This is a genomic window from Blautia segnis (assembly GCF_014287535.1).
Taxonomy (GTDB): domain Bacteria; phylum Bacillota; class Clostridia; order Lachnospirales; family Lachnospiraceae; genus Blautia_A; species Blautia_A acetigignens.
Genome location: NZ_JACOOT010000010.1, coordinates 137,124 through 161,660, shown reverse-complemented (window position 1 = coordinate 161,660; position 24,537 = coordinate 137,124). Strand labels below are relative to the sequence as shown.

Annotated in this window: 38 protein-coding genes; 3 read left to right on the top strand and 35 right to left on the bottom strand. The window is 44.3% G+C overall.

Annotated features, from left to right (window positions below; all coding sequences use genetic code 11):
- Positions 1–173: 173 nt before the first annotated feature.
- Together H8S54_RS04850 and H8S54_RS04845 are read left to right on the top strand one after the other, a co-directional pair.
- Positions 174–1,070 (top strand): LysR family transcriptional regulator, encoded by an 897-nt coding sequence (locus tag H8S54_RS04850; RefSeq protein WP_186901029.1) that lies wholly within the window; start codon positions 174–176, stop codon positions 1,068–1,070.
- A gap of 164 nt (positions 1,071–1,234) precedes the next feature.
- Complete coding sequence (locus H8S54_RS04845; RefSeq protein WP_186901028.1) at positions 1,235–2,323, top strand: class II aldolase/adducin family protein; 1,089 nt, start codon at positions 1,235–1,237, stop codon at positions 2,321–2,323.
- Between the two features lie 88 nt (positions 2,324–2,411).
- Here the strand turns inward: H8S54_RS04845 and H8S54_RS04840 are convergent, their stop codons facing one another.
- The 3 genes from H8S54_RS04840 to H8S54_RS04830 all read right to left on the bottom strand — a co-directional run bounded on the left by H8S54_RS04840 (position 2,412) and on the right by H8S54_RS04830 (position 4,072).
- On the bottom strand, positions 2,412–3,242 hold the full coding sequence (locus tag H8S54_RS04840) for an Mrp/NBP35 family ATP-binding protein (protein WP_117852587.1): 831 nt from the start codon (positions 3,240–3,242) through the stop codon (positions 2,412–2,414).
- A gap of 34 nt (positions 3,243–3,276) precedes the next feature.
- Positions 3,277–3,657: a metal-sensing transcriptional repressor gene (locus H8S54_RS04835; protein WP_021924652.1), complete on the bottom strand. Its 381-nt coding sequence runs from the start codon at positions 3,655–3,657 to the stop codon at positions 3,277–3,279.
- Positions 3,658–3,844: 187 nt separating this feature from the next.
- Positions 3,845–4,072 carry a hypothetical protein gene (locus H8S54_RS04830; RefSeq protein ID WP_021924653.1) on the bottom strand — a complete coding sequence of 76 codons (228 nt, stop codon included), beginning with the start codon at positions 4,070–4,072 and terminating at the stop codon, positions 3,845–3,847.
- A gap of 163 nt (positions 4,073–4,235) precedes the next feature.
- On the opposite strand from H8S54_RS04830, the gene H8S54_RS04825 reads away from it, so the two are divergent.
- The gene (locus H8S54_RS04825) at positions 4,236–4,808 is read left to right on the top strand and encodes a xanthine phosphoribosyltransferase (RefSeq protein WP_021924654.1); all 573 of its coding nucleotides are present in this window, start codon (positions 4,236–4,238) and stop codon (positions 4,806–4,808) included.
- Positions 4,809–4,931: 123 nt separating this feature from the next.
- Here the strand turns inward: H8S54_RS04825 and H8S54_RS04820 are convergent, their stop codons facing one another.
- From H8S54_RS04820 to rplB, 32 genes are all read right to left on the bottom strand, one after another.
- Positions 4,932–6,404 (bottom strand): substrate-binding domain-containing protein, encoded by a 1,473-nt coding sequence (locus H8S54_RS04820; protein ID WP_186901027.1) that lies wholly within the window; start codon positions 6,402–6,404, stop codon positions 4,932–4,934.
- A gap of 15 nt (positions 6,405–6,419) precedes the next feature.
- Positions 6,420–7,052: a WYL domain-containing transcriptional regulator gene (locus H8S54_RS04815; RefSeq protein ID WP_117852583.1), complete on the bottom strand. Its 633-nt coding sequence runs from the start codon at positions 7,050–7,052 to the stop codon at positions 6,420–6,422.
- A 66-nt stretch (positions 7,053–7,118) separates the two neighbouring features.
- Positions 7,119–7,844, bottom strand: a complete 726-nt coding sequence (locus tag H8S54_RS04810) for a type 1 glutamine amidotransferase (RefSeq protein WP_021924657.1) — start codon at positions 7,842–7,844, stop codon at positions 7,119–7,121.
- Complete coding sequence (locus tag H8S54_RS04805; RefSeq protein WP_117852581.1) at positions 7,841–9,178, bottom strand: MurT ligase domain-containing protein; 1,338 nt, start codon at positions 9,176–9,178, stop codon at positions 7,841–7,843. The genes H8S54_RS04810 and H8S54_RS04805 overlap by 4 nt, the downstream gene beginning before the upstream one ends.
- Positions 9,179–9,226: 48 nt before the next feature.
- Positions 9,227–10,084, bottom strand: coding sequence for a phosphatidylinositol-specific phospholipase C/glycerophosphodiester phosphodiesterase family protein (locus H8S54_RS04800; protein ID WP_243000234.1), 858 nt, complete (start codon positions 10,082–10,084; stop codon positions 9,227–9,229).
- Between the two features lie 80 nt (positions 10,085–10,164).
- Positions 10,165–10,701, bottom strand: a complete 537-nt coding sequence (locus tag H8S54_RS04795) for a bL17 family ribosomal protein (RefSeq protein WP_117852577.1) — start codon at positions 10,699–10,701, stop codon at positions 10,165–10,167.
- Between the two features lie 126 nt (positions 10,702–10,827).
- Positions 10,828–11,787 carry a DNA-directed RNA polymerase subunit alpha gene (locus H8S54_RS04790; RefSeq protein WP_173767410.1) on the bottom strand — a complete coding sequence of 320 codons (960 nt, stop codon included), beginning with the start codon at positions 11,785–11,787 and terminating at the stop codon, positions 10,828–10,830.
- Positions 11,788–11,842: 55 nt separating this feature from the next.
- Positions 11,843–12,436 (bottom strand): 30S ribosomal protein S4, encoded by a 594-nt coding sequence (gene rpsD, locus H8S54_RS04785; RefSeq protein ID WP_117852573.1) that lies wholly within the window; start codon positions 12,434–12,436, stop codon positions 11,843–11,845.
- Between the two features lie 22 nt (positions 12,437–12,458).
- Complete coding sequence (rpsK, locus tag H8S54_RS04780; protein ID WP_117852570.1) at positions 12,459–12,854, bottom strand: 30S ribosomal protein S11; 396 nt, start codon at positions 12,852–12,854, stop codon at positions 12,459–12,461.
- A gap of 57 nt (positions 12,855–12,911) precedes the next feature.
- Positions 12,912–13,280, bottom strand: coding sequence for a 30S ribosomal protein S13 (rpsM, locus tag H8S54_RS04775; RefSeq protein WP_117852568.1), 369 nt, complete (start codon positions 13,278–13,280; stop codon positions 12,912–12,914).
- Positions 13,281–13,580: 300 nt separating this feature from the next.
- Complete coding sequence (gene rpmJ, locus H8S54_RS04770; protein WP_003022746.1) at positions 13,581–13,694, bottom strand: 50S ribosomal protein L36; 114 nt, start codon at positions 13,692–13,694, stop codon at positions 13,581–13,583.
- Between the two features lie 281 nt (positions 13,695–13,975).
- Positions 13,976–14,194, bottom strand: a complete 219-nt coding sequence (infA, locus tag H8S54_RS04765) for a translation initiation factor IF-1 (protein ID WP_117852566.1) — start codon at positions 14,192–14,194, stop codon at positions 13,976–13,978.
- 79 nt (positions 14,195–14,273) lie between these two features.
- Complete coding sequence (map, locus tag H8S54_RS04760) at positions 14,274–15,032, bottom strand: type I methionyl aminopeptidase (RefSeq protein ID WP_117852563.1); 759 nt, start codon at positions 15,030–15,032, stop codon at positions 14,274–14,276.
- Positions 15,033–15,050: 18 nt separating this feature from the next.
- On the bottom strand, positions 15,051–15,695 hold the full coding sequence (locus tag H8S54_RS04755; RefSeq protein ID WP_117852561.1) for an adenylate kinase: 645 nt from the start codon (positions 15,693–15,695) through the stop codon (positions 15,051–15,053).
- A gap of 69 nt (positions 15,696–15,764) precedes the next feature.
- Positions 15,765–17,081: a preprotein translocase subunit SecY gene (gene secY, locus H8S54_RS04750; RefSeq protein ID WP_117852559.1), complete on the bottom strand. Its 1,317-nt coding sequence runs from the start codon at positions 17,079–17,081 to the stop codon at positions 15,765–15,767.
- Between the two features lie 13 nt (positions 17,082–17,094).
- Positions 17,095–17,535 (bottom strand): 50S ribosomal protein L15, encoded by a 441-nt coding sequence (rplO, locus tag H8S54_RS04745; RefSeq protein WP_117852557.1) that lies wholly within the window; start codon positions 17,533–17,535, stop codon positions 17,095–17,097.
- 21 nt (positions 17,536–17,556) lie between these two features.
- Positions 17,557–17,739, bottom strand: a complete 183-nt coding sequence (rpmD, locus tag H8S54_RS04740) for a 50S ribosomal protein L30 (RefSeq protein WP_117852555.1) — start codon at positions 17,737–17,739, stop codon at positions 17,557–17,559.
- 14 nt (positions 17,740–17,753) lie between these two features.
- Complete coding sequence (gene rpsE / locus H8S54_RS04735) at positions 17,754–18,263, bottom strand: 30S ribosomal protein S5 (protein WP_117852552.1); 510 nt, start codon at positions 18,261–18,263, stop codon at positions 17,754–17,756.
- Between the two features lie 18 nt (positions 18,264–18,281).
- The gene (gene rplR / locus H8S54_RS04730; RefSeq protein WP_117852550.1) at positions 18,282–18,650 is read right to left on the bottom strand and encodes a 50S ribosomal protein L18; all 369 of its coding nucleotides are present in this window, start codon (positions 18,648–18,650) and stop codon (positions 18,282–18,284) included.
- A gap of 17 nt (positions 18,651–18,667) precedes the next feature.
- The gene (gene rplF / locus H8S54_RS04725; RefSeq protein WP_117852547.1) at positions 18,668–19,207 is read right to left on the bottom strand and encodes a 50S ribosomal protein L6; all 540 of its coding nucleotides are present in this window, start codon (positions 19,205–19,207) and stop codon (positions 18,668–18,670) included.
- Positions 19,208–19,303: 96 nt separating this feature from the next.
- Positions 19,304–19,705: a 30S ribosomal protein S8 gene (gene rpsH, locus H8S54_RS04720; protein ID WP_117852545.1), complete on the bottom strand. Its 402-nt coding sequence runs from the start codon at positions 19,703–19,705 to the stop codon at positions 19,304–19,306.
- A 77-nt stretch (positions 19,706–19,782) separates the two neighbouring features.
- The gene (locus H8S54_RS04715) at positions 19,783–19,968 is read right to left on the bottom strand and encodes a type Z 30S ribosomal protein S14 (RefSeq protein ID WP_117852543.1); all 186 of its coding nucleotides are present in this window, start codon (positions 19,966–19,968) and stop codon (positions 19,783–19,785) included.
- Between the two features lie 73 nt (positions 19,969–20,041).
- A complete protein-coding gene (gene rplE / locus H8S54_RS04710) occupies positions 20,042–20,581 on the bottom strand; it encodes a 50S ribosomal protein L5 (protein ID WP_117852540.1) in 540 nt (179 codons plus the stop codon).
- Positions 20,582–20,603: 22 nt separating this feature from the next.
- Complete coding sequence (gene rplX / locus H8S54_RS04705; RefSeq protein ID WP_243176646.1) at positions 20,604–20,915, bottom strand: 50S ribosomal protein L24; 312 nt, start codon at positions 20,913–20,915, stop codon at positions 20,604–20,606.
- An 11-nt stretch (positions 20,916–20,926) separates the two neighbouring features.
- Positions 20,927–21,295, bottom strand: coding sequence for a 50S ribosomal protein L14 (rplN, locus tag H8S54_RS04700; protein ID WP_022067326.1), 369 nt, complete (start codon positions 21,293–21,295; stop codon positions 20,927–20,929).
- A 14-nt stretch (positions 21,296–21,309) separates the two neighbouring features.
- A complete protein-coding gene (gene rpsQ, locus H8S54_RS04695) occupies positions 21,310–21,564 on the bottom strand; it encodes a 30S ribosomal protein S17 (protein ID WP_302672207.1) in 255 nt (84 codons plus the stop codon).
- Positions 21,565–21,585: 21 nt separating this feature from the next.
- Positions 21,586–21,795: a 50S ribosomal protein L29 gene (gene rpmC, locus H8S54_RS04690; RefSeq protein ID WP_117852533.1), complete on the bottom strand. Its 210-nt coding sequence runs from the start codon at positions 21,793–21,795 to the stop codon at positions 21,586–21,588.
- Positions 21,785–22,222, bottom strand: a complete 438-nt coding sequence (gene rplP, locus H8S54_RS04685) for a 50S ribosomal protein L16 (RefSeq protein WP_117852531.1) — start codon at positions 22,220–22,222, stop codon at positions 21,785–21,787. The genes rpmC and rplP overlap by 11 nt, the downstream gene beginning before the upstream one ends.
- Positions 22,222–22,878, bottom strand: coding sequence for a 30S ribosomal protein S3 (gene rpsC, locus H8S54_RS04680; RefSeq protein WP_117852529.1), 657 nt, complete (start codon positions 22,876–22,878; stop codon positions 22,222–22,224). The genes rplP and rpsC overlap by 1 nt, the downstream gene beginning before the upstream one ends.
- Positions 22,879–22,889: 11 nt before the next feature.
- Positions 22,890–23,279 (bottom strand): 50S ribosomal protein L22, encoded by a 390-nt coding sequence (gene rplV / locus H8S54_RS04675; RefSeq protein WP_117852663.1) that lies wholly within the window; start codon positions 23,277–23,279, stop codon positions 22,890–22,892.
- Positions 23,280–23,377: 98 nt separating this feature from the next.
- Positions 23,378–23,659, bottom strand: a complete 282-nt coding sequence (gene rpsS / locus H8S54_RS04670) for a 30S ribosomal protein S19 (RefSeq protein WP_015526921.1) — start codon at positions 23,657–23,659, stop codon at positions 23,378–23,380.
- A 15-nt stretch (positions 23,660–23,674) separates the two neighbouring features.
- On the bottom strand, positions 23,675–24,520 hold the full coding sequence (rplB, locus tag H8S54_RS04665) for a 50S ribosomal protein L2 (RefSeq protein ID WP_186901026.1): 846 nt from the start codon (positions 24,518–24,520) through the stop codon (positions 23,675–23,677).
- Between the last annotated feature and the right edge of the window lie 17 nt (positions 24,521–24,537).

Genomic DNA, 24,537 nt, shown 5'->3' with positions numbered 1-24,537 from the left:
CATCAGGTGCCAGAGCCCGTAAAAATCCGCTCTTGCACATCGTCACTTATTATAGTATCATAGCTTTTATCATAAGTAAAATTAATATATCTTATATTATTTATTAATTCAACTTATTATTTTTCAGTTTGCAAGGTGTACAATACCCTTTAATGGATTCGGAGATTTCATACATGGATGTCAATCTTGAATTATATAAGTGCTTTTACTACGTAGCCACTACATTAAGCTTTTCTGAGGCCTCCCGCCAGCTTTTTATTTCCCAGTCTGCAGTAAGCCAGGGAATCAAGGCTCTGGAAAAAAAACTGGGGCGGGAACTGTTTTACCGAAGTACCAAAAAAGTATCTCTTACTCCGGAAGGCGAAGTACTTTTCCAGCACGTAAAGCCAGCTTTGGAAATGATTTCCCAGGGAGAAGCGCAGCTGCTTGCAGAAGATGAGCTTCAGGGACAGCTGAGGATTGGGGCAAGCGATACCATCTGCCGTTATTTTCTAATTGATTACCTGAAACGCTTTCATCAGGATTATCCCGGTGTGCGGATCAAGGTCACAAACAGCACCTCCATCGGCTGCGTGGAGCTTCTGGAAAATCGCCAGGTAGATCTGATTGTATGTAACTTACCTAACTCACGGCTTATCCCGCATATGAAGGTTCAGGTGGTAAAGGAATTTCAGGATATTTTTGTCGCCAATCCGGACTTTTTCCCCCTTGAAGGGAAGGCTCTTGAGCTAAAAAAGCTGATGGAATATCCTCTTCTCACACTTTCATCCAAAAGCACAACAAGCGAATATCTTCATCAGTTTTTCGCAGCACACAAACAGAACCTGATTTCAGAGGTTGAGCTTAACAGCAATGATCTGCTTATTGATCTAGCCCGCATTGGCCTTGGAATTGCCTGTGTTCCCGATTATATGCTGGCTTCTTTACATGGACAGGAGGCTTCCCTGATGCAGGTTACCTTGAAGCAACAGCTTCCGCCCAGACAATTGGCACTGGTATATCACGAAAACCTGCCTTTATCACAGGCCGCCCAGAAGTTTTTCGACTATTTTTCTGCCAAAAATGCATAAATACCGTTTTTTAGCATATTTCGATAGCTAAATACTGCTATATCATGTACAATATAAATATAGTCAGGCAGATGTTCACAATCTGCTTTGCTACTTGCATATAACCAGATAACAGCTTTGCAGTTTTGGTTAAATTATTGCAACAATATGGAGGTATTTAACTTATGGATCTTTCAACTTTAGTAAAAATGTCAAACACTTACGGCAGCAATCCCGCTTATGTTCTTGCAGGAGGCGGAAATACTTCTGTAAAGAATGACACCACCCTTTATGTAAAGGGCTCCGGTACACAGCTTGCCACAATCAAGGCAGAAGAATTTGTGGAAATGAGCCGTGCACGTCTCAATGAAATCATGAAAACAGAATATCCGGGAAATGACACAGAGCGTGAAGCTGCATATCTTGCAGATGTAATGGCTGCAGTAACAGATGCGGATAAAACAAAGCGTCCAAGTGTAGAGGCCTTGCTTCACAATTTATTTGCCTACACCTATGTGCTGCATGTTCATCCTACACTTGTAAATGGTCTGACATGTGGTAAAGGCGCAAGTACACTTTCCAGGCAGCTTCTTGGAAACGAGGTTCTCTGGATCGACATCTGCAAACCGGGATACACACTTGCACGTATTTGCTATGAGAAGATGAACGCTTACAAAGAAGAATTCGGAAAAGACGTTCAGGTTCTTCTGCTTCAGAATCATGGTATTTTTGTTGCCGCCAATACAGTAGAAGAGATTGGCGTTTTATTTGACAGCGTGATCTCCAGGCTTGAAAAGCAGGTAAAAAGAACAGCCGACGTAACCGATGCTGTTACACCGGAAAAAGAAGCCGCTGCACAGAAGCTTTCCCAGTTACTTGGACATGCGGTGGAGGTTGTTCCGGCCGCTGAAGCTGATAACTTTGTAAAAAATAAGGAGACTGCTGCACCGCTTCTGAAGCCTTTCACTCCTGATCACATTGTATATTGCGGTCCATATCCTTTATTTGTTGAGAACATAGATCAGACGAAGGAAGCACTGGATGCGTTCATGACCAAAAACGATAAGGAACCAAGATTAATTCTGGTTCAGGATGTTGGTGCGTTTATTATGGAGGATGATAAAGGCAAAGCTGCCAAGGCTCAGCTTCTGGCTAAGGATGCTATCAAGCTTGCTGTATATGCCCAAAGCTTTGGCGGTCCTCTGCAGATGACAGATGATATTACATATTTCATCACACATTGGGAGGCAGAGGCTTACCGCAGTAAGAAATAAATAAAAGAAAAAGATTCTGGTAAAAACAGGAGGTTACGTCTTGTTTCTACACAGAATCTTTTTTATTTGCTATAGCTTTCGCATTTCTTTACTGAGGCATAACAGCCTCTGCTGCCTCGATGTACGGGTTATCGATCTCATCGAATGCACCTTCATCTACCTTGGCTGCATAGGCCGGGTCGATTGGCATCTTGCCAAGTACCGGAACATTTAAGGATGCTGCAATCTCATCAATGTGGCTCTCACCGAATACCTTCAGTTCCTTACCGCAATCCGGACATTTCACATAGCTGTAGTTCTCCACAAGTCCTAAAACCGGCACATTCATCATTCCAGCCATATTGTATGCCTTCTTCACGATCATGCTTACCAGATCCTGAGGAGAGGTTACGATCACGATTCCCTCAATCGGAAGGGACTGGAATACAGTCAGCGGAACATCGCCTGTTCCTGGCGGCATATCTACAAAGAGGTAGTCTACATCGCCCCAGATAACATCTGTCCAGAACTGTTTTACCATGTTTCCAAGAATCGGTCCACGCCAGATTACAGGAGTGTCCTCAGTTGGAAGAAGCAGGTTGATGGACATGACCTTGATTCCATTCTTAGTTTCCATTGGGAAAATGCCGCTGTCGTTTGCCTGGGCAGCACCTTTCAGGCCGTACATTTTCGGGATGGACGGACCGGTGATGTCTGCGTCAAGGATTCCTACCTTGTAGCCTTTCTTTGCCATTCTGTTGGCCAGGGAAGCGGTCACGAAGGATTTGCCGACGCCGCCCTTACCGCTTACAATGCCGATCACATGCTTTACATCTGACATTGGGTTCATTTCCGCCTGCATGCTCTGCGGATTTTTCTTGCTGGCACAGCCTTCACAGCTTGATTTGTCGCAAGTCTTGCTGTCACATTCTTTTGCCATTTCTCTATATCTCCTTTTTCATTATATTCATAGATCACTTCATAAATCTGTCAATTGCACGTTCCAGTTCCTTGATGGCATCCTTGTCTCCATGCTCCACTGCATCTACGATACAGTGCTCAATATGATCCTGCAGAATGATCTTGCCTGTATTATTGATGGCAGATTTCACTGCGGAAAGCTGGATCAGAACCTCGCTGCAGTCCCGGCCGTCCTCCACCATGCGCTTGATGGATTCCAGATGCCCGATTGCCCGGGAAAGGCGGTTCAGTACAGCCTTGGTCTGTGCATGACTGTGATGATGTCCGTGTTCTCCATGGGAATGGGTGACTGTGGTCCCATCATCCAGAACATGGGTGTGAATATGCGCTTCCCCATCTTCATGGGAATGGTTTGGGGTATTTTCCTCGATCATGTCATCCTCCTTTAACTGCCAGGCATTCCGCTGCCGATGCAGCCCTGTGTCCGGCTTTTTTCCTTTGAAGCACGTCCAATTATTATAACATAGTTTGGCAGATTATGCACTATTTCCTGTAAAATATACCCGGGAAAATTCCCACCAAAGCTTATCCAAAATTACGGGAATGATTTTTTGGCACGCTCTAGATTTCCGTAAAGGAACACCTCTGCTTAATCTGTGAGGTGAGAATGTCAAACACAATGGTTCCGTCTGCAAGAACCGTCTTTTCGTAGGATACTTCCTTTCCTTTGAATTTATTCTTCACATATTCTTCCGGGTCTTCAATTTCTATTTCGTCCACAAATACATCCCGCATCTGATTCCTTGGACACTTGTTAAAAATCTCCCAGATTACTTCATATTCTTTCATTCCTATTCTCCTAATCATTCAGCAAATACTCTCAACAGCATTGGTTACATCCATTATAGATATTTTGTATTTTTTTGTCAAAAATAATTGCACTTCTTCTAATAATGTCGTATCATAGAAATATTAAAATCAGTCGAAGCAAATCGAAAAGGAGAATTGAGCCATGCAGCTTTTAAAAGATCGAATTCTGAAAGATGGCGTTGTGAAGCCAGGTAATATCCTGAAAGTAGACAGCTTTCTCAATCACCAGATGGACATTGATCTGATTAATGAAATCGGAAAAGAATTTAAAGCACGTTTTTCAGATTGTCCCATTACCAAAATTCTTACTATCGAGGCTTCCGGTATCGGCATTGCCTGTATTGCAGCCCAGTATTTCCATGTTCCGGTAGTATTCGCCAAGAAGTCCCAGAGTGTGAATCTGGACGGTGAAATGTACTGTACCAAGATTGAGTCCTTCACTCATAAGAAGGTATATGATGTTATTCTTTCCAAGAAATTCCTTGGACCTGAGGATCATGTACTTCTGATTGATGATTTTCTTGCCAACGGCTGTGCACTTCTTGGTCTGATCGATATTGTGAAGAAGTCAGGCGCCACTCTTGAGGGAGCAGGAATTGTAATCGAGAAAGGTTTCCAGCAGGGCGGACAGCAGATTCGTGATATGGGCGTTCGTCTGGAATCTCTTGCCATCATCGATTCCATGACAGATGATTCCCTGACTTTCCGGGAATAAAATCTTTAGGAAAAACCTCTCTTTCTGTAATGGGAGATTCCAACGGAATTTCCTATTACGAAAAAATATCCTGTCAAATCACTTCGTCACCAAATGCGTTGTGATTTGTACAGGATATTTTTATTATAAATGTTCTTCTTTCACAGACGGAACTTCTTCGGTTGTAATCTCAGGACCATCCCCTGAAGCAGGAGCCGCGTTTTTCCCATCTGTAGTCTTCTTATTATCTGGCGCAGGACTTGCTTCTGGAACCCCCGTTACTTCTGCTGCAGGAGTAGGGCTTACTTCCTCCGGTGCAGGTGAAACTTCCGGTGTCAGCGTAGGCGAAGCTTCCGGGATCTGTGTAGGAGAAGCTTCCGGCGCAATCATCTCCGCCAGATAGAATCCATTGTCCACAAGAATCTGGTAATTGTCCTTGTCGATCAGTTTTCCGTCACAGGTCACAGTGCCGATGATCTTCACCCCGTTGTCATACTGGGAGTAATTGCTGACTTCCACGTCATCGCCCTTCAGATAAGTGTCCACAAGGGTCGCACACGCCTCTGCAAGGTCTCTTCTGTCCATCATCACAGTAAATCCCATTTTGCCCTCTGCAACGCTTTTCACGGCGTCTGCATCTGCATTTAGCCCTGTGATCAGAGGCCAGTTCTCATCTCCCGGATAAATCTCCTCATTTTCCAGAATGTCCATTGCAGCCAGGGCGAAAACATCGGAAGCAGTACAGATAATATCCGGTGTCTTTTCCAGAGAATAGAATTCACTGATCACAGAATTCAGCTGTGTCATGACATCAGCTGTATTTTCATCCGCAATTCCATTCTGGTCAAAGGTAGTTCTTCCGGAACGGCACACCAATGTGCCATCCTCCACATATTCTCCCAAAACCTCCATGATTCCGTTAAACAAAAACAGAGAAGCATCGTCATCCAGGGAGCCCATCAGAAACTCGATGGTGCGGCAGCCTCTGTCCTCCCGGACCTTATCCAGCTCTGCCTGCTTCACAATGTTTTTGCCAATCTCATTTCCAATGGCACGGGTATTAAAGGTCACATAATATTTGATCTTATCCGTATCCATGATCAGATCATCATAATCAATGACCGGAATAGACTGATCAGACGCCTCCTGAAGCACATCAGATAAAGAATAGGGATCCACAGGTGAGATCACAAGTGCCTTCAGATTCTCATCCTGCAACAGCTCCCGAATCTGGCTGATCTGGGTATCTGCATCCTCTTTGGCGAAATAAAGGGCTGCGTCATAACCATTCTCCTCAAGACGGGATTTCAGCTCTGCACGCTCCAGACTGCCGTTCATATCACTTCTCTCTTCTGGCAGCAAAATTCCAATCTTGTCCAGAACTACTTCCGGTGCCTGATCTTCTCCACTGCTTTCCTCTGTGCTGCCATCCGTTTCTTCTGCATCGGATTTTTTGTCCTGGTCTTTTCCTTCTGCTTCTGTAGATTCTCCGTTTCCTTCTTTTTCTGTTTCCACGCTCTCCTTTACTGCCTGGGTGGCCTCATTTTTGCCGCAGCCGGCAAGGAACGCACTGCAAACAAGAAGTCCGGTAAGAATTCCTGCGATTTGCCTTTTCATAAAAAGTCCTTTCTGTTATTTATATTCTTTCAAAATACCCTTCAGATAATCCCGGTATGCCTGCACAGCCTTTTTGGGCTTCACAATCACCGCATCACGTCCCAGACCTGCCAGCCAGCCGAAAAACTGCGGAGTCTCCTCTGCATAAAATGCTGCAGTAAAAGTACCGGATTCCTTCTCTTTATACTGGGCACGGTTTCCAAGAGCCTCTGTGATCTCATCTTTTCTTTTGCTGCTGTAAAGAAGCTTCACCGGCTTGTCATCCTCCGAATCGGAAAATGGGAGAAGCCAGTCCGGTCTGGAGTTCTTCTGTACCGGAGGCATCTCTGCCGCATCTGCGGCTTCTGGAATTTCTACTGCCGCAGTCTGGGAGCGCTCTTCCCGTACACCATCTGCCAGCGCTTCTGTCGCTGCTTTTTGTCCGGTTACATAATAACCTGTGGACTTTCCTCTTTTGAACTTAATGTCCATGCCAAAGCTTCTAAGCACTTCCATGTCATCATAAATACTTTTTCTTTCTGCACTTATCCCATATTCCTGGAGTCTGCCCAGGATTTCCTGCATGGTGCAGGGATGGGTCTCATCGGTTCCCTGAAGAATTTTTTCAAGATAAAGGATTTTCGCTTTCTGATTCGTTGATTTTGCCATATCGTTCCCCTTATTTCTTATCTGTGTGTATATTTCTGTCTGCTTTTTCTGAATGTTTCTGAAAAATCAGCTTTCTTTTACAAATCTGTGGTATACGTAGTCGTTTGCAGCCTTCTCTTCTGTGTCATCAAGAGGTGCAAGCTCCACTGCTTTGCCATACTTTTTCTCAAGCGCGTGAGCGATCAGCCAGTCTGCCAGCTGCGGGTTCTTGGGAAGCAGCGGGCCGTGAAGATAGGTTCCGATCACGTTCTTATAAACTACGCCCTCATAGCCTGTCTGGCCGTCGTTTCCGGAGCCGTACAGAACTTTTCCAAGGGGCTTGCAGTTGTTGATGCAGGTCCTTCCGCCGTGGTTCTCAAAGCCTACGATGGGCATGTCAAAAAGGTCGCTTTTCAGCACGATGTTGCTGATCAGGCGTCCCTCGCCCTGCTCGGTATAAAGATCCACCAGATCAAGGCCTGTGATGGTTCCCTGTTCGGTCTTGTAGTATTTGCCGAGAAGCTGATAGCCGCCGCAGATGGCGATAACTACGCCGCCGTCCTCCACATATTTCTTGAAATCCGGCTGGATCTCTTTGAGCTTCTCGCAGACCAGCATCTGCTCCCTGTCGGAGCCTCCGCCCAGAAGCACAATGTCCAGTCTGGAAAAATCAATTTTGTCGCCTAACTCAAATGCAATTGTCTCTGCCTCGATTCCGCGCCACTGGCAGCGTCTCATCAGGCACTGAATGTTTCCTCTGTCTCCGTACAGGTTCAGGAGATCCGGATATAAATGTCCGATCGTCAGCTTCATTCCTTTTCTCCCTCCATTTTCTTCAGTATATTGTGAGTACCAAACAGTGCAGTGTAGTTTACCAGCACGTATAGGTTGCCCACGCCGTCTGCAATACGCTTGCGGATGGCTGTCTCCACATCTGCCTCCAGCTGCACCGGAATGTCCACATATTTCATACGCAGGCGCATATCCTGGCAGCGGATTCCGCTGACTGTAATGGAATGGATGCTCTCATCTCCCAGAAGGTCAAAGTCCACATCCCAGAGCCAGGAAATATCGGTGCCGTCCTGGGCATTGTCGTTAATGGTAATAATAATATCCTTGGGTGATTTATCCTGCATCACTGCGGAAATATTCTGGTTAAAGCCTGCCGGGTTCTTGGCAAGGTTCAGCATAACCCCTGTGCCCTTAATGCGGAACTGCTCCATACGGCCGTTCTCCGGATTAAACCCATTTAACATATCCTGGAAATGCTCCCCGGAAAAACCAGCAGTGCGAAGTCCTGCATAGGCAGCCAGAATATTGTATACATTGTAAAAGCCCTTGTAATTGGCTGTAAGGTGCTTGTCCTCCACCTGGAAGGAAAGCTGGTCGCCTACCTTTACATCATGGGCATCATACTGGATCGCCGGTCTTGCAAAACCGCAGGACGGGCATTTATAATCCCCTAACTGGCTGTAATGGTAAAAGCTGTATTCCAGCTTGGCTCCGCACTTCTTGCAGAAACGTCCCTCACGGATCTCGTTTGCGGCACTTTTCTGGACCGGTTTGCTGATTCCATAGGTAATGTACGGATTGCCGCTGTCCATGGCAAGGTACGCGGAAAGTGCATCATCAACATTGACGATGACCTGCATCTTTGGCACTGTGCGGATCATCTCTTCCAGAATATTCATGGTAATATCGATTTCCCCGTAACGATCCAGCTGATCACGGAACAGGTTTGTAAGAAGCATGTAGTCCGGCTTCAGGCCTGGGAATACATGCCTTGTGGAAGCCTCGTCAACCTCGATGCAGGCGTAATCTGCATCCAGCCTGCCTGTAGGTCCGGCAGCAAGCACAAAAGCCGCTACAACGCCGTTCAGCATATTGGAGCCGGTATGATTGCACACTACCTTCTGGCCTTCCCTTTCCAACGCCGCACAAAGCATATTGTTGGTTGTTGTTTTTCCATTGGTTCCGCAGGTTACGAAGATTTTGCCCCGGATCTGGGAGGAAAGGTCTTCCAAAATATGGGGATTGATCTTCAGTGCGATCTTGCCTGCCCAGGTAACACCCTGGCGTCCCATTTTCCTGCAGATAAAGCCTGCAGATTTCGCCGCACATACGGCTGCCATTGTTCTTATATTCATGTGTATTCTAATCCTTTTTCAAGTGTTGTGTTCGTTGTAATAGTAATGCTATTCCAGATTTTCTGAGATCAGGGTATCTGTGCAAACGCCCTTTGCCCCTGCTTTCACATACTCTCTGGCTTTCTCTTCATCATTTATGGTATAAATATATACCAAAATGTCCCGTTCGTCAAAAATTTTCTGCACATCTTCAGACCAATACTCGCAGTACAGGCTGACAGCCTGAATTTGGTTAGCCTGACAAAAATCAGCAATGTCGTTCAGCTCCTCTATGGAATACTCCTGCCACAGAGAATAGAGATAGGCCGGGAACTTGTACACAAGCGTTGTGCCGGAATACATGGCAGAATTGTAAAGCTCCGGGATGATCTGCCCCAGCGTGTGCTCCAGCCCTGCATTAATTGCAATTTCCCGGTACTGTGCATAGTCCTCCAGGGTCCGCTGATAATTGCGCACAGAATACTGTTTGGAATCTATGGTCACAAATGCATCCGGATATTCGTCCAGGAGCTTCAGAAGGTCTTCGAAGGACATTGGCGTATATTTCCCGTAAATGGGTGTGTTCAGAAATTCTTCTGCGGAAAGTACTTTCTTTTTGTCCCCTTCCCACTGTCCCATAGGTTCCTTCCAGTTATGGCGGCATACCCATACTCCATCGCTGGTCTGGGATAAGTCCACCTCAAAAAAGCGGCAGCCCTTGTCGTAATGGTTGATAAAGCTTTCCCGGGAATTTAAATAAGTGTAGCCATCAAGGCCACCCAGCGCGTGGGTTATGATATTGTAATTTTCCCAGTTAAATTCCGGCGTATTCACAGCAATTTCTTCTTTGGCATTCCCATATGGGACAGAACCTGTAAAGAGGCAGGCTGCCAGAAGGATTTCGATCAACAGTATAATTCTTTTCACGAATGCCTCCATATAGAAAAAAAGAGATATCTACGAAACGTAAATATCTCTTTTAATATGATCAGTAATTCAGTTTCGGATTAAACCAGCTCGATGAGCACTTCCATAGCGCCATCACCTTTACGCTGTCCAATCTTAACGATTCTGGTGTATCCACCGTTACGGTTAGCGTATTTTGGTGCGATCTCCTCGAACATTTTCTTAACCATATCTACTTCTTTAGTGTTTTTCTTCTTGCCAGCGCCCTTAGCCGGAACTTCTTTAACCGGGTAGAACACTTTCATCATCTGACGACGAGCGTGAAGTCTGGAAGGAGCGTCTTTTGTGATCTGCTTCTCAACTTCGTCATATACGGTTTTCTTCTTTCCGTCTACAACTTCTTTCACTCTCTTGCCTTCAGCGTCTTTTCTTGCAACCTTAGCTGTTACAGTAACAGTCTCAAAGTTGTCTTTCTCGCGAACTGCCATAGCAACAAGACCCTCAGCGATTTTGCGGATCTCTTTTGCTTTCGCTTCTGTTGTAACAATCTTGCCGTTGTATAACAGGTTTGTTACCTGGTTTCTTAACAGAGCTTTTCTCTGGTCAGCTGTTCTGCTTAATTTTCTATATTTTGCCATTTTAATTTTCCTCCATCTGTGGGACAGCAGTCCACGCTTGTTCGGTCTTACTGGACTGCTGCTTAGCAAATCCCCACTGTAATATGCTTACGAAGTGTCTTTGCAATCACTGCGATGCAGCGGTTCTTACTCCTCTGTTGGCTGAAGCTGTAAGCCCAGCTCTTTCAACTTGGCAAGTACTTCCTCTAAAGACTTACGTCCAAGGTTACGTACTTTCATCATGTCGTCGGAAGTCTTGTTGCAAAGCTCTTCAACTGTATTGATACCAGCTCTCTTCAGACAGTTATAAGAACGTACGGAGAGCTCAAGTTCATCAATGCTCATTTCAAGAACTTTTTCTTTCTCATTGTCTTCTTTCTCGATCATAACCTCAGCGGTCTTCGCATTCTCGGAAAGGTCAATGAAAAGGCTTAAATGCTCGCTTAATACCTTAGCAGCAAGGCTTACTGCCTCATCAGGATCCAGCGTGCCGTTTGTGTATACATCAAGTGTCAGCTTATCAAAGTCAGTCACCTGTCCTACACGTGTATTCTGCACGACCATGTTGACTCTGTCAACCGGGCTGTAGATCGCATCAACTGCAATCACGCCGATCGGCATGTCATCAGATTTGCCCTTATCCGCACTCACATATCCGCGGCCTTTTGTAATGGTAAGTTCCATTGCAAGTCTGCAGTCCTTACCACCGTTTAAGGTAGCGATTACCTGATCCGGATTCATGATCTCGATATCCTGGTCAGCCTGAATATCAGCAGCTGTTACAACACCTTTGCCCTCACACTCGATGTATGCGGTCTTCGGCTCATTGTCAGCACTGTTATTCTTGATTGCAAGACTCTTCAGATTCATGATGATCTCTGTCACGTCTTCTTTCACGCCCGGGATTGAGCTGAATTCGTGAAGGACACCGTCAATCTTAACCTGGCTTACTGCTGCTCCCGGCAGGGAGGACAGCATAATTCTTCTAAGAGAATTGCCAAGTGTCGTACCGTAACCTCTCTCAAGAGGCTCTACAACGAATCTTCCAAATTTTTTATCTTCAGATATCTCGGTAATTTCGATTTTTGGTTTATTAAAATCAAACACTATAAGTTTCCCTCCTTCTGGGTATTCAACATGTTGAGGGTATTATTAGGGCTCATTATTTGGAGTACAACTCGACGATAAGCATCTCATTTACAGGAACGTCGATTTCTTCTCTTGTAGGAAGCTCTTTAACAACGCCCTTAAGGTTCTCCTGATCAGCCTCAAGCCAGTTCGGAACAAGTCTTCCGCCTGTTACTTCCAGGATTCCTTTGTATCTCTCAGAACCTTTGCATTTCTCTTTGATCTCGATGCTGTCACCAGCTTTTACAAGATAAGAAGGAATGTTTACGCATTTTCCGTTTACAAGAACATGCTTGTGGTCAACGATCTGACGAGCTTCTTTTCTTGTTCTTGCGAATCCCATACGGAAAAGAACATTGTCAAGTCTGGACTCAAGCATGATCATCAGGTTCTCACCAGTCTGACCTTTCATTCTGTCTGCTTTCTTGTAGTAGTTACGGAAAGGTTTCTCCAGAACGCCATAAATGAATTTAGCTTTCTGTTTTTCTTTTAACTGAAGACCGTACTCAGATACTTTACGGTTTGCACGTTTTAACTGTCTTGTGGATTTTTTATCAATTCCTAAATAAATTGGATCCATTCCAAGGGATCTGCATCTTTTCAGGACCGGTGTTCTATCTACTGCCATCTTGGCTTACCTCCTAATTCAATTAGACTCTTCTACGTTTTGGTGGACGGCATCCGTTGTGCGGAACCGGAGTTACGTCACGGATACTTGTTACTTCAAGACCGCATGCCTGAAGGGCACGGATAGCAGCCTCACGACCTGATCCTGGTCCTTTAACCATTACGTCTACTGTTTTTAATCCATGAATTAAAGCAGCCTTTGTTGCAGTCTCAGCTGCCATCTGTGCTGCATAAGGGGTAGATTTCCTTGAACCTCTAAATCCCAGACCGCCGGCACTTGCCCATGAAAGAGCATTTCCTTCGTTGTCAGTCAGAGTAACAATTGTGTTGTTAAAAGAAGACTGGATATGTGCCTGTCCGTGTTCAACGTTTTTCTTGACACGACGTTTTGTAGTCGCTTTCTTAGTTGTTTTTGCCATTTTAAAACTAACCTACGCTTTCCTTAATCAATTAAAATTTATAGTTAGGATACTGAATTATTTCTTCTTATTTGCTACTGTTCTCTTCGGACCTTTGCGAGTTCTTGCATTAGTCTTAGTCTTCTGACCACGAACCGGAAGTCCTTTACGATGACGGATTCCTCTGTAGCATCCGATTTCCTGCAGTCTCTTAATGTTCAGGGCGATTTCTCTACGAAGATCACCTTCTACCATCATTGTCTCATCAATGACAGCCTGAAGTCTCTTAACTTCATCATCAGTCAGGTCTCTGACACGTGTGTCAGGATTTACATTTGCCTGAGCAAGGATTTTGTCTGCACTTGGTCTTCCGATACCATAAATATAGGTAAGACCGATTTCAATTCTTTTCTCTCTTGGTAAGTCTACACCAGCTATACGAGCCATGTACTGTTTCCTCCATTTTCTTTACTGAAAGTCCTGCGTCCTGTACACCACTTGTATCAGATACAAGGTGAAATGGGGTGCATCTTAACGCACTCTTTCTTCTTTTTTAGTTCCTAATTGGGGTGCCTCGGTAAAACACCCAGCTGCTTTTGGCGATTCGCAGCCTTTCCGAAATTTGCGGCCAACGGGCCAACGTTGCCTCCGGTATTAGGCAATACATGCTTAGTTCATTATTTGTCAGATGTTACAACCCGTCCGGGTGTTCCATCTACAGCCGCATTCACAAACTAATCGGATTCATCAACCCTGACGCTGTTTGTGTTTTGGATTCTCACAGATAATTCTGATAGAACCTTTTCTCTTAATGACCTTGCATTTCTCGCAGATCGGTTTTACAGATGATCTTACTTTCACTGGAAATCCTCCTTCCGTAAAATATAGCATTAAAATCTGCAGTTTAGGCGCAGCTATACATAGGTACAGGCGCGTCCGCATTGTATTGTAGCATTATGGTCTACAAAATGCAAGCAGTTTTTTTATTTATTTGCAAATTTTTTTCATCTTTTTGGAAATCCGCTCCCATAAGATGAGAAACGAATAGAAAAACTCCTACATCCGGGAATCTGGGATTCACAGAGGCAGGAGCTTCGTTTTATAAAATCATTTTCTATTATAGAAGAATAAGCGAATAATGATTATTTATCTCTCCAGATGATTCTTCCCTTGGAAAGATCATATGGGGAAAGCTCCATTGTTACTTTGTCTCCCGGAAGAATACGGATAAAGTTCATGCGCAGCTTGCCGCTGATGTGTGCAAGTACAACATGCTTGTTCTCAAGTTCCACTTTAAACATTGCGTTTGGCAGCTTCTCTAAAACAGTGCCTTCTACTTCAAGTACATCTACTTTTGACATTTTATACCTCCTGTATCGCCTTATATAATGATGTCAGGGTCAGAATCCTTTCCCTGATTCAAGTCTGGTGCCTGAAGCATCAGAACTTTGTGAGTGTCAGAATCTCCGGTTCGCCATCTGTAATCAGTATGGTGTTCTCATAATGTGCGGAAAGGGAACCATCCATGGTCACCACTGTCCATTCGTCATCCAGCCAGCATACATCTGCCCTGCCCATATTGATCATAGGCTCAATGGCAAGCGTCATGCCTGGAAGTAATTTCACTCCCCTGCGTTTCTGAGGGAAGTTGGGAATCTGCGGATCCTCGTGGAGATGGGTACCAATCCCATGTCCCACCAGATCTCGTACAATACCATAACGGTATTTTGCCGCATACGCGCCGATTGCCTTGGAAATATCATTGAGATGATTTCCTGCTTTCGCGAATTTTATTCCTTCAAAGAAGCACTGCTTGGTTACGTCCATAAGCTGCTTGGCTTCTTTGGAAACTTCTCCGACTGCATAAGTACGGGCCGCATCAGAATGATATCCTTTGTAAATCAGACCTGCATCGATCTTTACCAGATCACCATCCTGGATAATTTTGTCCTCCGAAGGAATTCCGTGGACCACTTCATCATTCAGGCTGATGCAGAAGGAGCCAGGAAAGCCTCCATAATTCAGAAAGTTCGGAATGCATCCCATGGAGCGGATCATATCTTCACCGATACGGTCGATCTCCTTGGTGCTCATTCCCGGTTTGATATAAGGGATCAGTCCGTCATGGACCTTTTCCAGAAGATGTCCGGACTCCCTCATAAGTTCAATTTCTTGTGCTGTTTTTATTGAAACTGACATTACTTCTTATCCTCTATTCTATTCGCCAAGGATCTTAACAATATCACCAAATACCTCATCCAGGTTCTTGGTACCGTCTACAGTTTTGAGTACGCCCTGTCCGGTATAGTAATCGATAAGCGGCTGAGTCTGCTCATGATATACGTTCAGACGCTTCTGTACAGTCTCCGGCTTGTCATCATCACGCAGTACAAGCTCTTCGCCGCATGTATCGCAAACGCCCTCTGTCTTCGGAGCTGCGAATACAACGTGATAGGTTGCGCCGCATTTTACGCATGCGCGTCTTCCGCCCATACGCTTTACAATGTTCTCATCCGGAACATCAACGTCGATTGCATAGTCGATCTTGCTTCCCAGCTTGCTTAAGGCATCGGTAAGGCACTCTGCCTGCGGAATGGTTCTCGGGAAACCATCCAGTACATAGCCGTTCTTGGCATCCGGCTGCTGGATTCTGTCCACAACAAGGTCGCAGGTAAGTTCATCCGGTACAAGCAGACCCTGATCCATATAAGTTTTTGCTTTCTTTCCAAGTTCTGTGCCATTCTTGATATTGGCACGGAAAATATCGCCTGTGGAAATGTGCGGAATGCTGTATTTCTCAGCGATTTTCTTTGCCTGGGTTCCTTTGCCTGCACCTGGTGCACCTAACATGATAATTCTCATAAAAAGCCCTCCACTTTCTCATACTACGAATTAAGGCTGTGACGCATAAGCACCACAACCTTTATTCTTTTAGTTGTTCAGGAAGCCTTTATAATTGCGGACAAGCATCTGTGACTCGATCTGCTTCACAGTCTCCAGGATAACTCCAACAATAATGATGATGGAAGTACCGCCGAAGGATACGTTTGCTCCGAATACTCCATTGAAGAAGAACGGAATAACCGCAACGATAATCAGGCCTACTGCACCTATAAATATAATATAATTTAAGATTTTAGTCAAATAGTCTGACGTAGGTTTTCCTGGACGGATACCAGGAATAAAACCACCCTGCTTTTTGATATTGTCTGCTACTTCCAACGGGTTGAATGTGATGGAAGTATAGAAATATGCGAAGAATACGCATAATACAATATACAGAAGCAGTCCCCAGCTATACTGAAGCTGATTTGGATTACACCAGTTATTGGATGATAATCCTCGGATGATCTCACTGCCGATTCCAGTTCCGTTTGCTTTACCTGCAAGCTGTGCGATTACGCCCGGGAAGGACATAATTGAGGAAGCAAAGATAACCGGGATAACACCAGCAGTATTCACCTTCAACGGGATATTGGTAGTCTGACCGCCCATCAGTTTTCTGCCGACCATCTTTCTGGAATACTGAACAGGAATTCTTCTCTCAGCACCGTTGAGGATCAGTACGAATACGACCATAACAACAATGATTGCAAGAATAATAAGTCCTGCAAGCAGTCCTTTCGCAATTGTTTTACCTTTGATGAAGTTCTCATAAAGCAAAGATAAATCACTTGGGATTCTGGAAACAATATTAATAGTCAGGACGATGGAAATACCATTTCCAACACCCTTCTCAGTAATACGCTCACCAATCCACATCAGCATGGCTGAACCAGCTGTGAGACAAGCAACTACAGTTAAGCCCTTGAAGAAATTCATATTCGGGATCAAGCCCTGGCGACCGAAACCGATTGCCATAGCTACTGACTCAAACAACGCAAGACCAACAGTTACATAACGGGTAATGGCAGTAATTTTCTTTCTGCCCTCTTCTCCATCTCTCTGCATCTCTTCCAGTGCCGGAATGGCAATGGTAAGAAGCTGCATGATAATGGATGATGTAATGTATGGCGTGATGTTCAATGCAAAGATTGACATCTGGGTAAATGAGCCTCCGGTGAACGCATCAAAGAAGTTAAATGCGTCACCGGTGTTTTTTGCAAACCACTCTTTAAAGAAATCGCTGTCTACTCCCGGAACCGGAAGCTGTGATCCAATACGGATGACAAGAATCATCCATATAACATAGAGGAGTTTACGTCTCATCTCTTTTACTCTGAAAACGTTTTTGAGAGTTTCAAACATTTGATCACCTCTATTAGATCAGCTCTACTGTACCACCTGCTGCTTCGATTTTCTCTTTTGCAGTTTCACTTACAGCGTTAACCTTAACTGTAAGCTTCTTGGTAAGTTCGCCGTTTCCAAGGATCTTAACACCGTCGCCGGCTTTGGAAATAGCGCTGCTTGCGAGTAAGCTCTCAACTGTTACCTCTGCACCGTCCTCAAAACGATTCAGAACATCAACATTGATAGCAATGATCTCTTTAGAGTTTCTGTTTGTGAATCCTCTCTTAGGAAGACGTCTGTATAAAGGCATCTGTCCACCTTCAAATCCCGGTTTCTTGTGTCCGGAACGTGCTAACTGTCCTTTATGGCCTTTACCGGCTGTTTTGCCGTTTCCTGAACCATGTCCACGGCCTCTTCTGAAGTTATCGCTGTGCTTAGAACCCTCTGCTGGTCTTAAGTTTGATAATTCCATTATGGCACCTCCTTTTTGTAATTATGCTTCTTCTACTTTTACCAGGTGCTGTACCTGCTGAATCATTCCTCTTGTTGCCGCATTGTCTGGCATTTCAACTGTTTTGTGCATTTTGGTAAGACCCATTGCCTTAACAGTAAGTTTGTGCTTCGGAACTGCGCCAATCGGAGATTTTACTAAAGTAACTTTTAATGTATTTGCCATTTTAATATTCCTCCTTAAGCCAGAATCTCATCAACAGATTTTCCACGAAGTTTTGCAACTTCTTCCGGAGTTTTTAACTGTCTTAAGCCTTCGATGGTTGCAAGAACAACATTCTGCTTATTTCTGGATCCCATACATTTTGTACGGATGTTTTTGATACCAGCTAACTCGATAACGGCACGAGCCGGGCCGCCGGCGATAACTCCAGTACCTTCCGGAGCTCTCTTAAGAAGCATGGAAGCGCTTCCATAAGAACCTACGAAGTCATGTGTGATGGAACCATTCTCATCTCTTGCTACGGTTACTAATTTCTTAATAGCGTCCTCTTTTCCTTTGCGGATTGCTTCCGGAATCTCGGCTGCCTTTCCAAGTCCTGCACCAACGTGTCCATTGCCGTCACCTACAACAACTAAAGCTGTGAAACGGAAGTTACGACCACCTTTAACAACCTTGGTAACACGCTTGATTGATACTACTTTATCTTCTAACTCTAACTGACTAGCATCAATAAGATTACGTTTCATGTGTTTCGCTCCTCCTTATTAGAATTTCAGTCCAGCTTCTCTTGCTGCATCTGCCAGTGCTTTTACTTTACCGTGGTAAATGTATCCGCCTCTGTCAAAAACAACTTCCTCGATGCCGGCTTCCACTGCCTTCTTACCGATTACAGTGCCAAGATATGCTGCTGCTGCAACATCGTCGGTGTTCTCAAGCTGTGCTTTTACGTCTTTCTGAAGAGTAGAAGCAGATACTAAAGTCTTTCCAACGGTGTCATCGATAATCTGTGCATAAATGTGTTTATTGGAACGAAATACTGCAAGACGCGGAGTTGTTGCAGTGCCATTTAAATGATGACGTAATCTTCTATGCTTTTTCTCGCGAATTTCCGCTCTAGATGCTTTATTAACCATTTTCTCACTCTCCTTAATTATTTCTTACCAGTCTTACCAACTTTACGTCTGATAACCTCAGTCTCATATTTGATTCCCTTGCCCTTATATGGCTCAGGTCTTCTCTTATCTCTGATTTCAGCCGCAAACTGTCCAACTTTTTCCTTGCTGATACCGGAAACGATAATCTTGTTACCGTCAACTTTGGTCTCAATACCTTCCGGATCTTCCATTTCTACCGGGTGAGAATATCCAAGGTTTAAAGTAAGCTTCTTACCCTGCTTAGCTGCTCTGTAACCAACACCGTTAACTTCAAGTGTCTTTGTATAACCTTCGCTTACACCAACAACCATGTTGTGGATAAGGCTTCTGGTTAAGCCGTGAAGGGCTTTCATTTTCTTTAAGTCGTTTGGTCTTGCAACAACTACATGACCATCTTCAACTTTGATTTCCATTTCTGTTGGAAGCGCTCTTTCAAGTGTTCCTTTTGGTCCTTTTACGGTTACTACGTTTCCTTCTGCAACAGATACTTCAACTCCTGCCGGGATAGCAACCGGAAGTCTACCGATACGTGACATACTATGTGTCCTCCTTACTTAGATTATCGGAGAGGTTACTGGAACCTCTCTGTTTTCAGTGTTTCGTCTACTTCTTGAATATATGGGGCCAAAGGCTTACCATACAAATGCAAGAACCTCGCCGCCTACCTGAAGTTTACGAGCTTCTTTGTCGGTGATAACACCTTTATTAGTGGAAAGGATTGCGATTCCAAGTCCTCCAAGAACCTTCGGAAGCTCATCCTTGCCAGCATAAACACGAAGACCTGGTTTAGAGATTCTCTTTAAACCTGTGATGATCTTCTCGTTTTTGTCTTCGCCATATTTCAGTGTGATATGGATGTTTTTTGCAACACCATCTTCAACTAAATCATATTTTGCAATGTATCCCTCATCAACAAGGATGTTAGCAATTGCAATTTTCATTTTGGATGCCGGAACATCTACTGTGTCATGTTTTGCAGTGTTTGCATTACGGATTCTTGTAAGCATATCTGCGATTGGATCGCTCATTGTCATGTTAGTTTCCTCCTCATATTCAGACTTTACATGTCATAGTGTATATAATAAATTTATGTGTTACCTGTAATAGCGGCTTACCAGGAAGCTTTCTTAACTCCCGGGATCTGTCCTTTGTAAGCTAACTCACGGAAGCAGATTCTGCAGATTCCGTATTTTCTTAAGTATGCATGTGGACGTCCACAAATTCTGCAGCGGCTGTACTCTCTTGTGGAGAACTTAGCTGGACGCTGCTGTTTGATTTTCATTGCTGTCTTAGCCATGAATCGTTCCTCCTATATCAGATCTGCTGACCCCGGCAAGAAGCCGGCGGTCAACTTTGGAATGTTCCTCTACTTATTTCGCAAAAGGCATGTTGAACAGCTTCAGTAACTCACGAGCTTCCTCATCAGTTTTTGCTGTTGTAACGAAGATAATGTCCATACCTCTTACTTTGTCAACTTTATCGTACTCAACTTCTGGGAAGATCAGCTGCTCTTTGATACCAAGAGCATAGTTTCCTCTTCCGTCGAAAGCGTTAGGATTAACGCCGCGGAAGTCACGTACACGTGGAAGTGCCAGGTTGATCAGACGATCAGCGAACTCATACATCTTCTCGCCTCTTAATGTTACTTTACATCCGATCGGCATTCCCTCTCTGATTTTGAAGTTAGCGACAGATTTCTTTGCCTTTGTAGCAATTGCTTTCTGTCCTGTGATCAGCTCCATATCTGCGATAGCAGCGTCAAGAAGCTTAGCGTTTTCTTTGGCCTCACCAACACCCATGTTAATTACGATCTTGTCGAGTTTTGGCACTTCCATAACGTTTTTATATCCGAATTTCTTGGTCATGGCATCCATGATCTCATTAGTGTAAAGTTCTTTTAATCTACTCACTTATGTCTGCCTCCTCTCTCAATTAATCGATAACCTTACCTGTTGCCTTAGCAACGCGGACTTTTTTGTCTCCATCCATCTTAAAGCCGACTCTTGTAGCTTTTCCGTCTGCCATAAGCATTACGTTGGAGATGTGAAGCGGAGCTTCTTTTGTAACGATTCCACCATTCTGGTTTGCAGCGGATGGTTTGGTGTGTTTTGTAACCATATTAACGCTCTCTACTAATACGGTATTGTCTTTTACGTTAACGGCAAGGACTTTGCCTTCTTTGCCTTTATCTTTACCAGCGATTACTGTAACAGTATCACCTTTTTTAATCTTCATAGCTGACATTAGGCACCCTCCTATAATACTTCCGGAGCTAAGGAAACGATCTTCATGAATTTCTTCTCACGAAGCTCTCTGGCAACTGGTCCAAAGATACGTGTTCCTCTCGGAGTTAAGTCGTCTTTAATGATTACGGCAGCATTTTCATCGAAACGGATATAGGATCCGTCTTTACGACGAGCGCCTTTTTTGGATCTAACTACAACAGCCTTTACTACGTCACCTTTTTTAACAACGCCGCCTGGTGTTGCATCTTTAACAGTAGCAACGATTGTATCGCCAATGTTTGCATATCTTCTTGTAGAGCCACCCATAACACGGATACAAAGGATTTCTTTTGCACCAGTGTTGTCGGCAACTTTCAGTCTTGTTTCCTGCTGAATCATACTGGTTATCCTCCTTATTTAACTCTCTCTACAACTTCAACCAGTCTCCATCTCTTGTCCTTGGACAGCGGTCTGGTCTCCATAACCTTTACGGTATCACCGATGTTGCACTCATTGTTTTCATCATGAGCTTTTAATTTATATGTTCTCTTCACGATTTTCTTGTAAAGAGGATGTTTTACATGGTCTTCAATTGCAACTACGATGGTCTTGTCCATCTTATTGCTGACAACCTTACCCACGCGGGTTTTTCTCAGATTTCTTTCCACGATTATGTCCTCCTAAATTCACTATTTGGAAGCGTTAGCTTTCGCAGTGATCACTGTCTGGATTCTGGCAATATTTCTGCGAACCTCTTTGATTCGTCCTGTATTGTCTAATTGATTGGTTGCATTCTGAAATCTCAGATTGAAAAGTTCTTTCTTAGCAGCTACTAATTCGTCGTTTAATTCTGCAGCTGATTTTGCCTGTAAATCTTCTACGAATTTATTAATTTTCACTGTTATCACCGCCTTCTAACTCTGCACGAGAAACTATTTTACATTTACATGGTAACTTGTGCATTGCAAGACGTAATGCCTCACGAGCGATTTCTTCAGAAACGCCTGCGATCTCAAACATAACACGTCCTGGTTTAACAACTGCTACCCAGTATTCCAGGGCACCTTTTCCGGAACCCATACGAGTTTCTGCTGGTTTTGCTGTTACTGGTTTATCTGGGAAAATCTTGATCCAAACCTTACCACCACGTTTGATATAACGGGTCATAGCAACACGGGCTGCCTCGATCTGATTAGATCTGATCCAGCAAGGCTCGGTAGCAACAAGACCGAATTCACCATAATTGATCTGATTACCTCTAAGGGCTTTTCCTCTCATGGAGCCACGGAATTGTTTACGACGTTTAACTCTTTTTGGCATTAACATTATTTATCGCTCCCTTCCTTAGTTCCTTTTGTTGGAAGAATCTCACCATTGTAGATCCATGCCTTTACACCAACTTTGCCATATGTGGTGTCTGCTTCTGCGAAACCATAATCGATATCTGCACGAAGTGTCTGAAGCGGGATAGTTCCATCGCTGTAGAACTCTGTACGAGCCATATCAGCTCCGCCAAGACGTCCGGATACGGATGTTTTGATTCCCTTAGCACCGGATTTCATTGTACGCTGCATTGTAGATTTCATAGCACGTCTGAAGGAGATACGGTTCTCCAGCTGAAGAGCGATGTTCTCTGCAACAAGCTGAGCATCTCTGTCTGGTCTCTTAACTTCTTTAATATCAACGATAAGCTTCTTGTCTGTATATTTAGCAAGTTCAGCTTTTACTTTCTCGATCTCTGCGCCGCCTTTACCGATTACGATACCAGGTTTTGCTGTGTAGATGATAACTTTTACTCTGTCAGATGCTCTCTCGATCTCGATTTTGGAAACACCTGCGCTGTATAATTTCTTTTTAAGGAATGTTCTGATGTTGTAATCCTCAACCAGATAGTCTGCGAAATCGCTCTCTGCATACCATCTTGAATCCCAATCCTTGATAACACCGACTCTAAGGCCATGTGGGTTAACTTTCTGTCCCATGCTTATCCTCCTTATTTCTCATCCAGCACGATGGTAATATGGCTTGTTCTCTTCTCGATTCTGTAAGCTCTACCCTGTGCTCTTGGCTGGATTCTCTTCATTGTAGGTCCTTTATTTGCATAGCAGGCTGCAACTACGAGATTGTCTGCGTTCATTCCGTTATTGTTCTCAGCGTTAGCAATAGCTGATTCCAGTAACTTTTTGATTACGCTGGAAGCGTATCTTGGGTTGTATGTCAGGATACCAAGTGCTGTCTGCACATCTTTGCCACGGATTGCATCTAAAACGTAGCAGGCTTTCTGAACAGAAATTCTTGCATAAGATAATTTTGCAGACGGTCTTGTCTCTCTATTATTCTCATTTCTGGCTCTCTTAATCTGGCTTCTATGTCCTTTTGCCATTTTAAAGTGCCTCCTTTCGTCATATTCAATATTCAGGGAAACACCGCGCATGCCCGAACCGCTCCTTGCGGATCAGGCAGCCTGGTGAAAAATTCTAACTAGCGAACACCGGATTTCTTTTCGTCTTTTCCGTGTCCTCTGTAGGTTCTGGTAGCAACAAACTCACCAAGTTTGTGACCAACCATATCCTCAGTAATATATACCGGCACATGTTTTCTTCCGTCATGGACAGCGATTGTATGTCCAACAAAAGACGGGAAGATTGTGGAACGGCGAGACCAAGTTTTGATTACGGATTTATCATTTGCAGCGTTTAATGCGTCTACTTTTTTAAGTAAGCTCTGATCTGCAAAAGGTCCTTTTTTCAGTGAACGAGACATTCTTAATCCTCCTTATTATTTGCTTAAAGCTTTTCCATCGCGTCTTCTTACGATGAGCTTGTTGGACGCTTTGTTTTTCTTTCTTGTCTTCAGACCAAGAGCAGGTTTGCCCCAAGGTGTACACGGACCTGGACGTCCAACCGGAGCGCGGCCCTCTCCACCACCATGTGGATGGTCATTCGGGTTCATGACAGAACCGCGAACTGTAGGTCTGATTCCCATGTGACGCTTACGACCAGCTTTACCGATGTTAATCAGGTTGTGATCGCCGTTTCCGATGATACCTACTGTTGCACGGCAGATGATCGGAACCATCCTCATCTCACCAGATGGGAGACGAAGTGTAGCGTACTTGCCTTCTTTAGCCATAAGCTGAGCGCAGTTTCCTGCGGAACGAACCATCTGGCCGCCCTTTCCAGGATGAAGCTCGATGTTATGAACCATAGTACCAACCGGGATAAGCTCTAACGGTAAGCAGTTGCCTACACGGATTTCAGCTTCCGGTCCGTTCATAACTTTCTGTCCAACTTTAAGTCCTTCTGGAGCAAGAATGTATGCTTTCTCGCCGTCTGCATAGCAGATAAGAGCGATATTAGCTGTTCTGTTTGGATCGTACTCAATAGATTTCACTACTGCCGGGATTCCATCTTTTCTTCTCTTGAAGTCGATGATTCTATATTTTCTTCTGCTTCCGCCTCCGTGGTGTCTTACAGTGATCTTACCCTGGTTGTTGCGTCCAGCAGTTTTCTTTAAGGACACGGTAAGGGATTTCTCTGGTGTAGTCTTAGTGATCTCAGAGAAGTCGGAACCAGTCATATGTCTTCTAGACGGTGTATATGGGTTATAACTTTTGATTCCCATTTCTTTTCTCCTTTCAA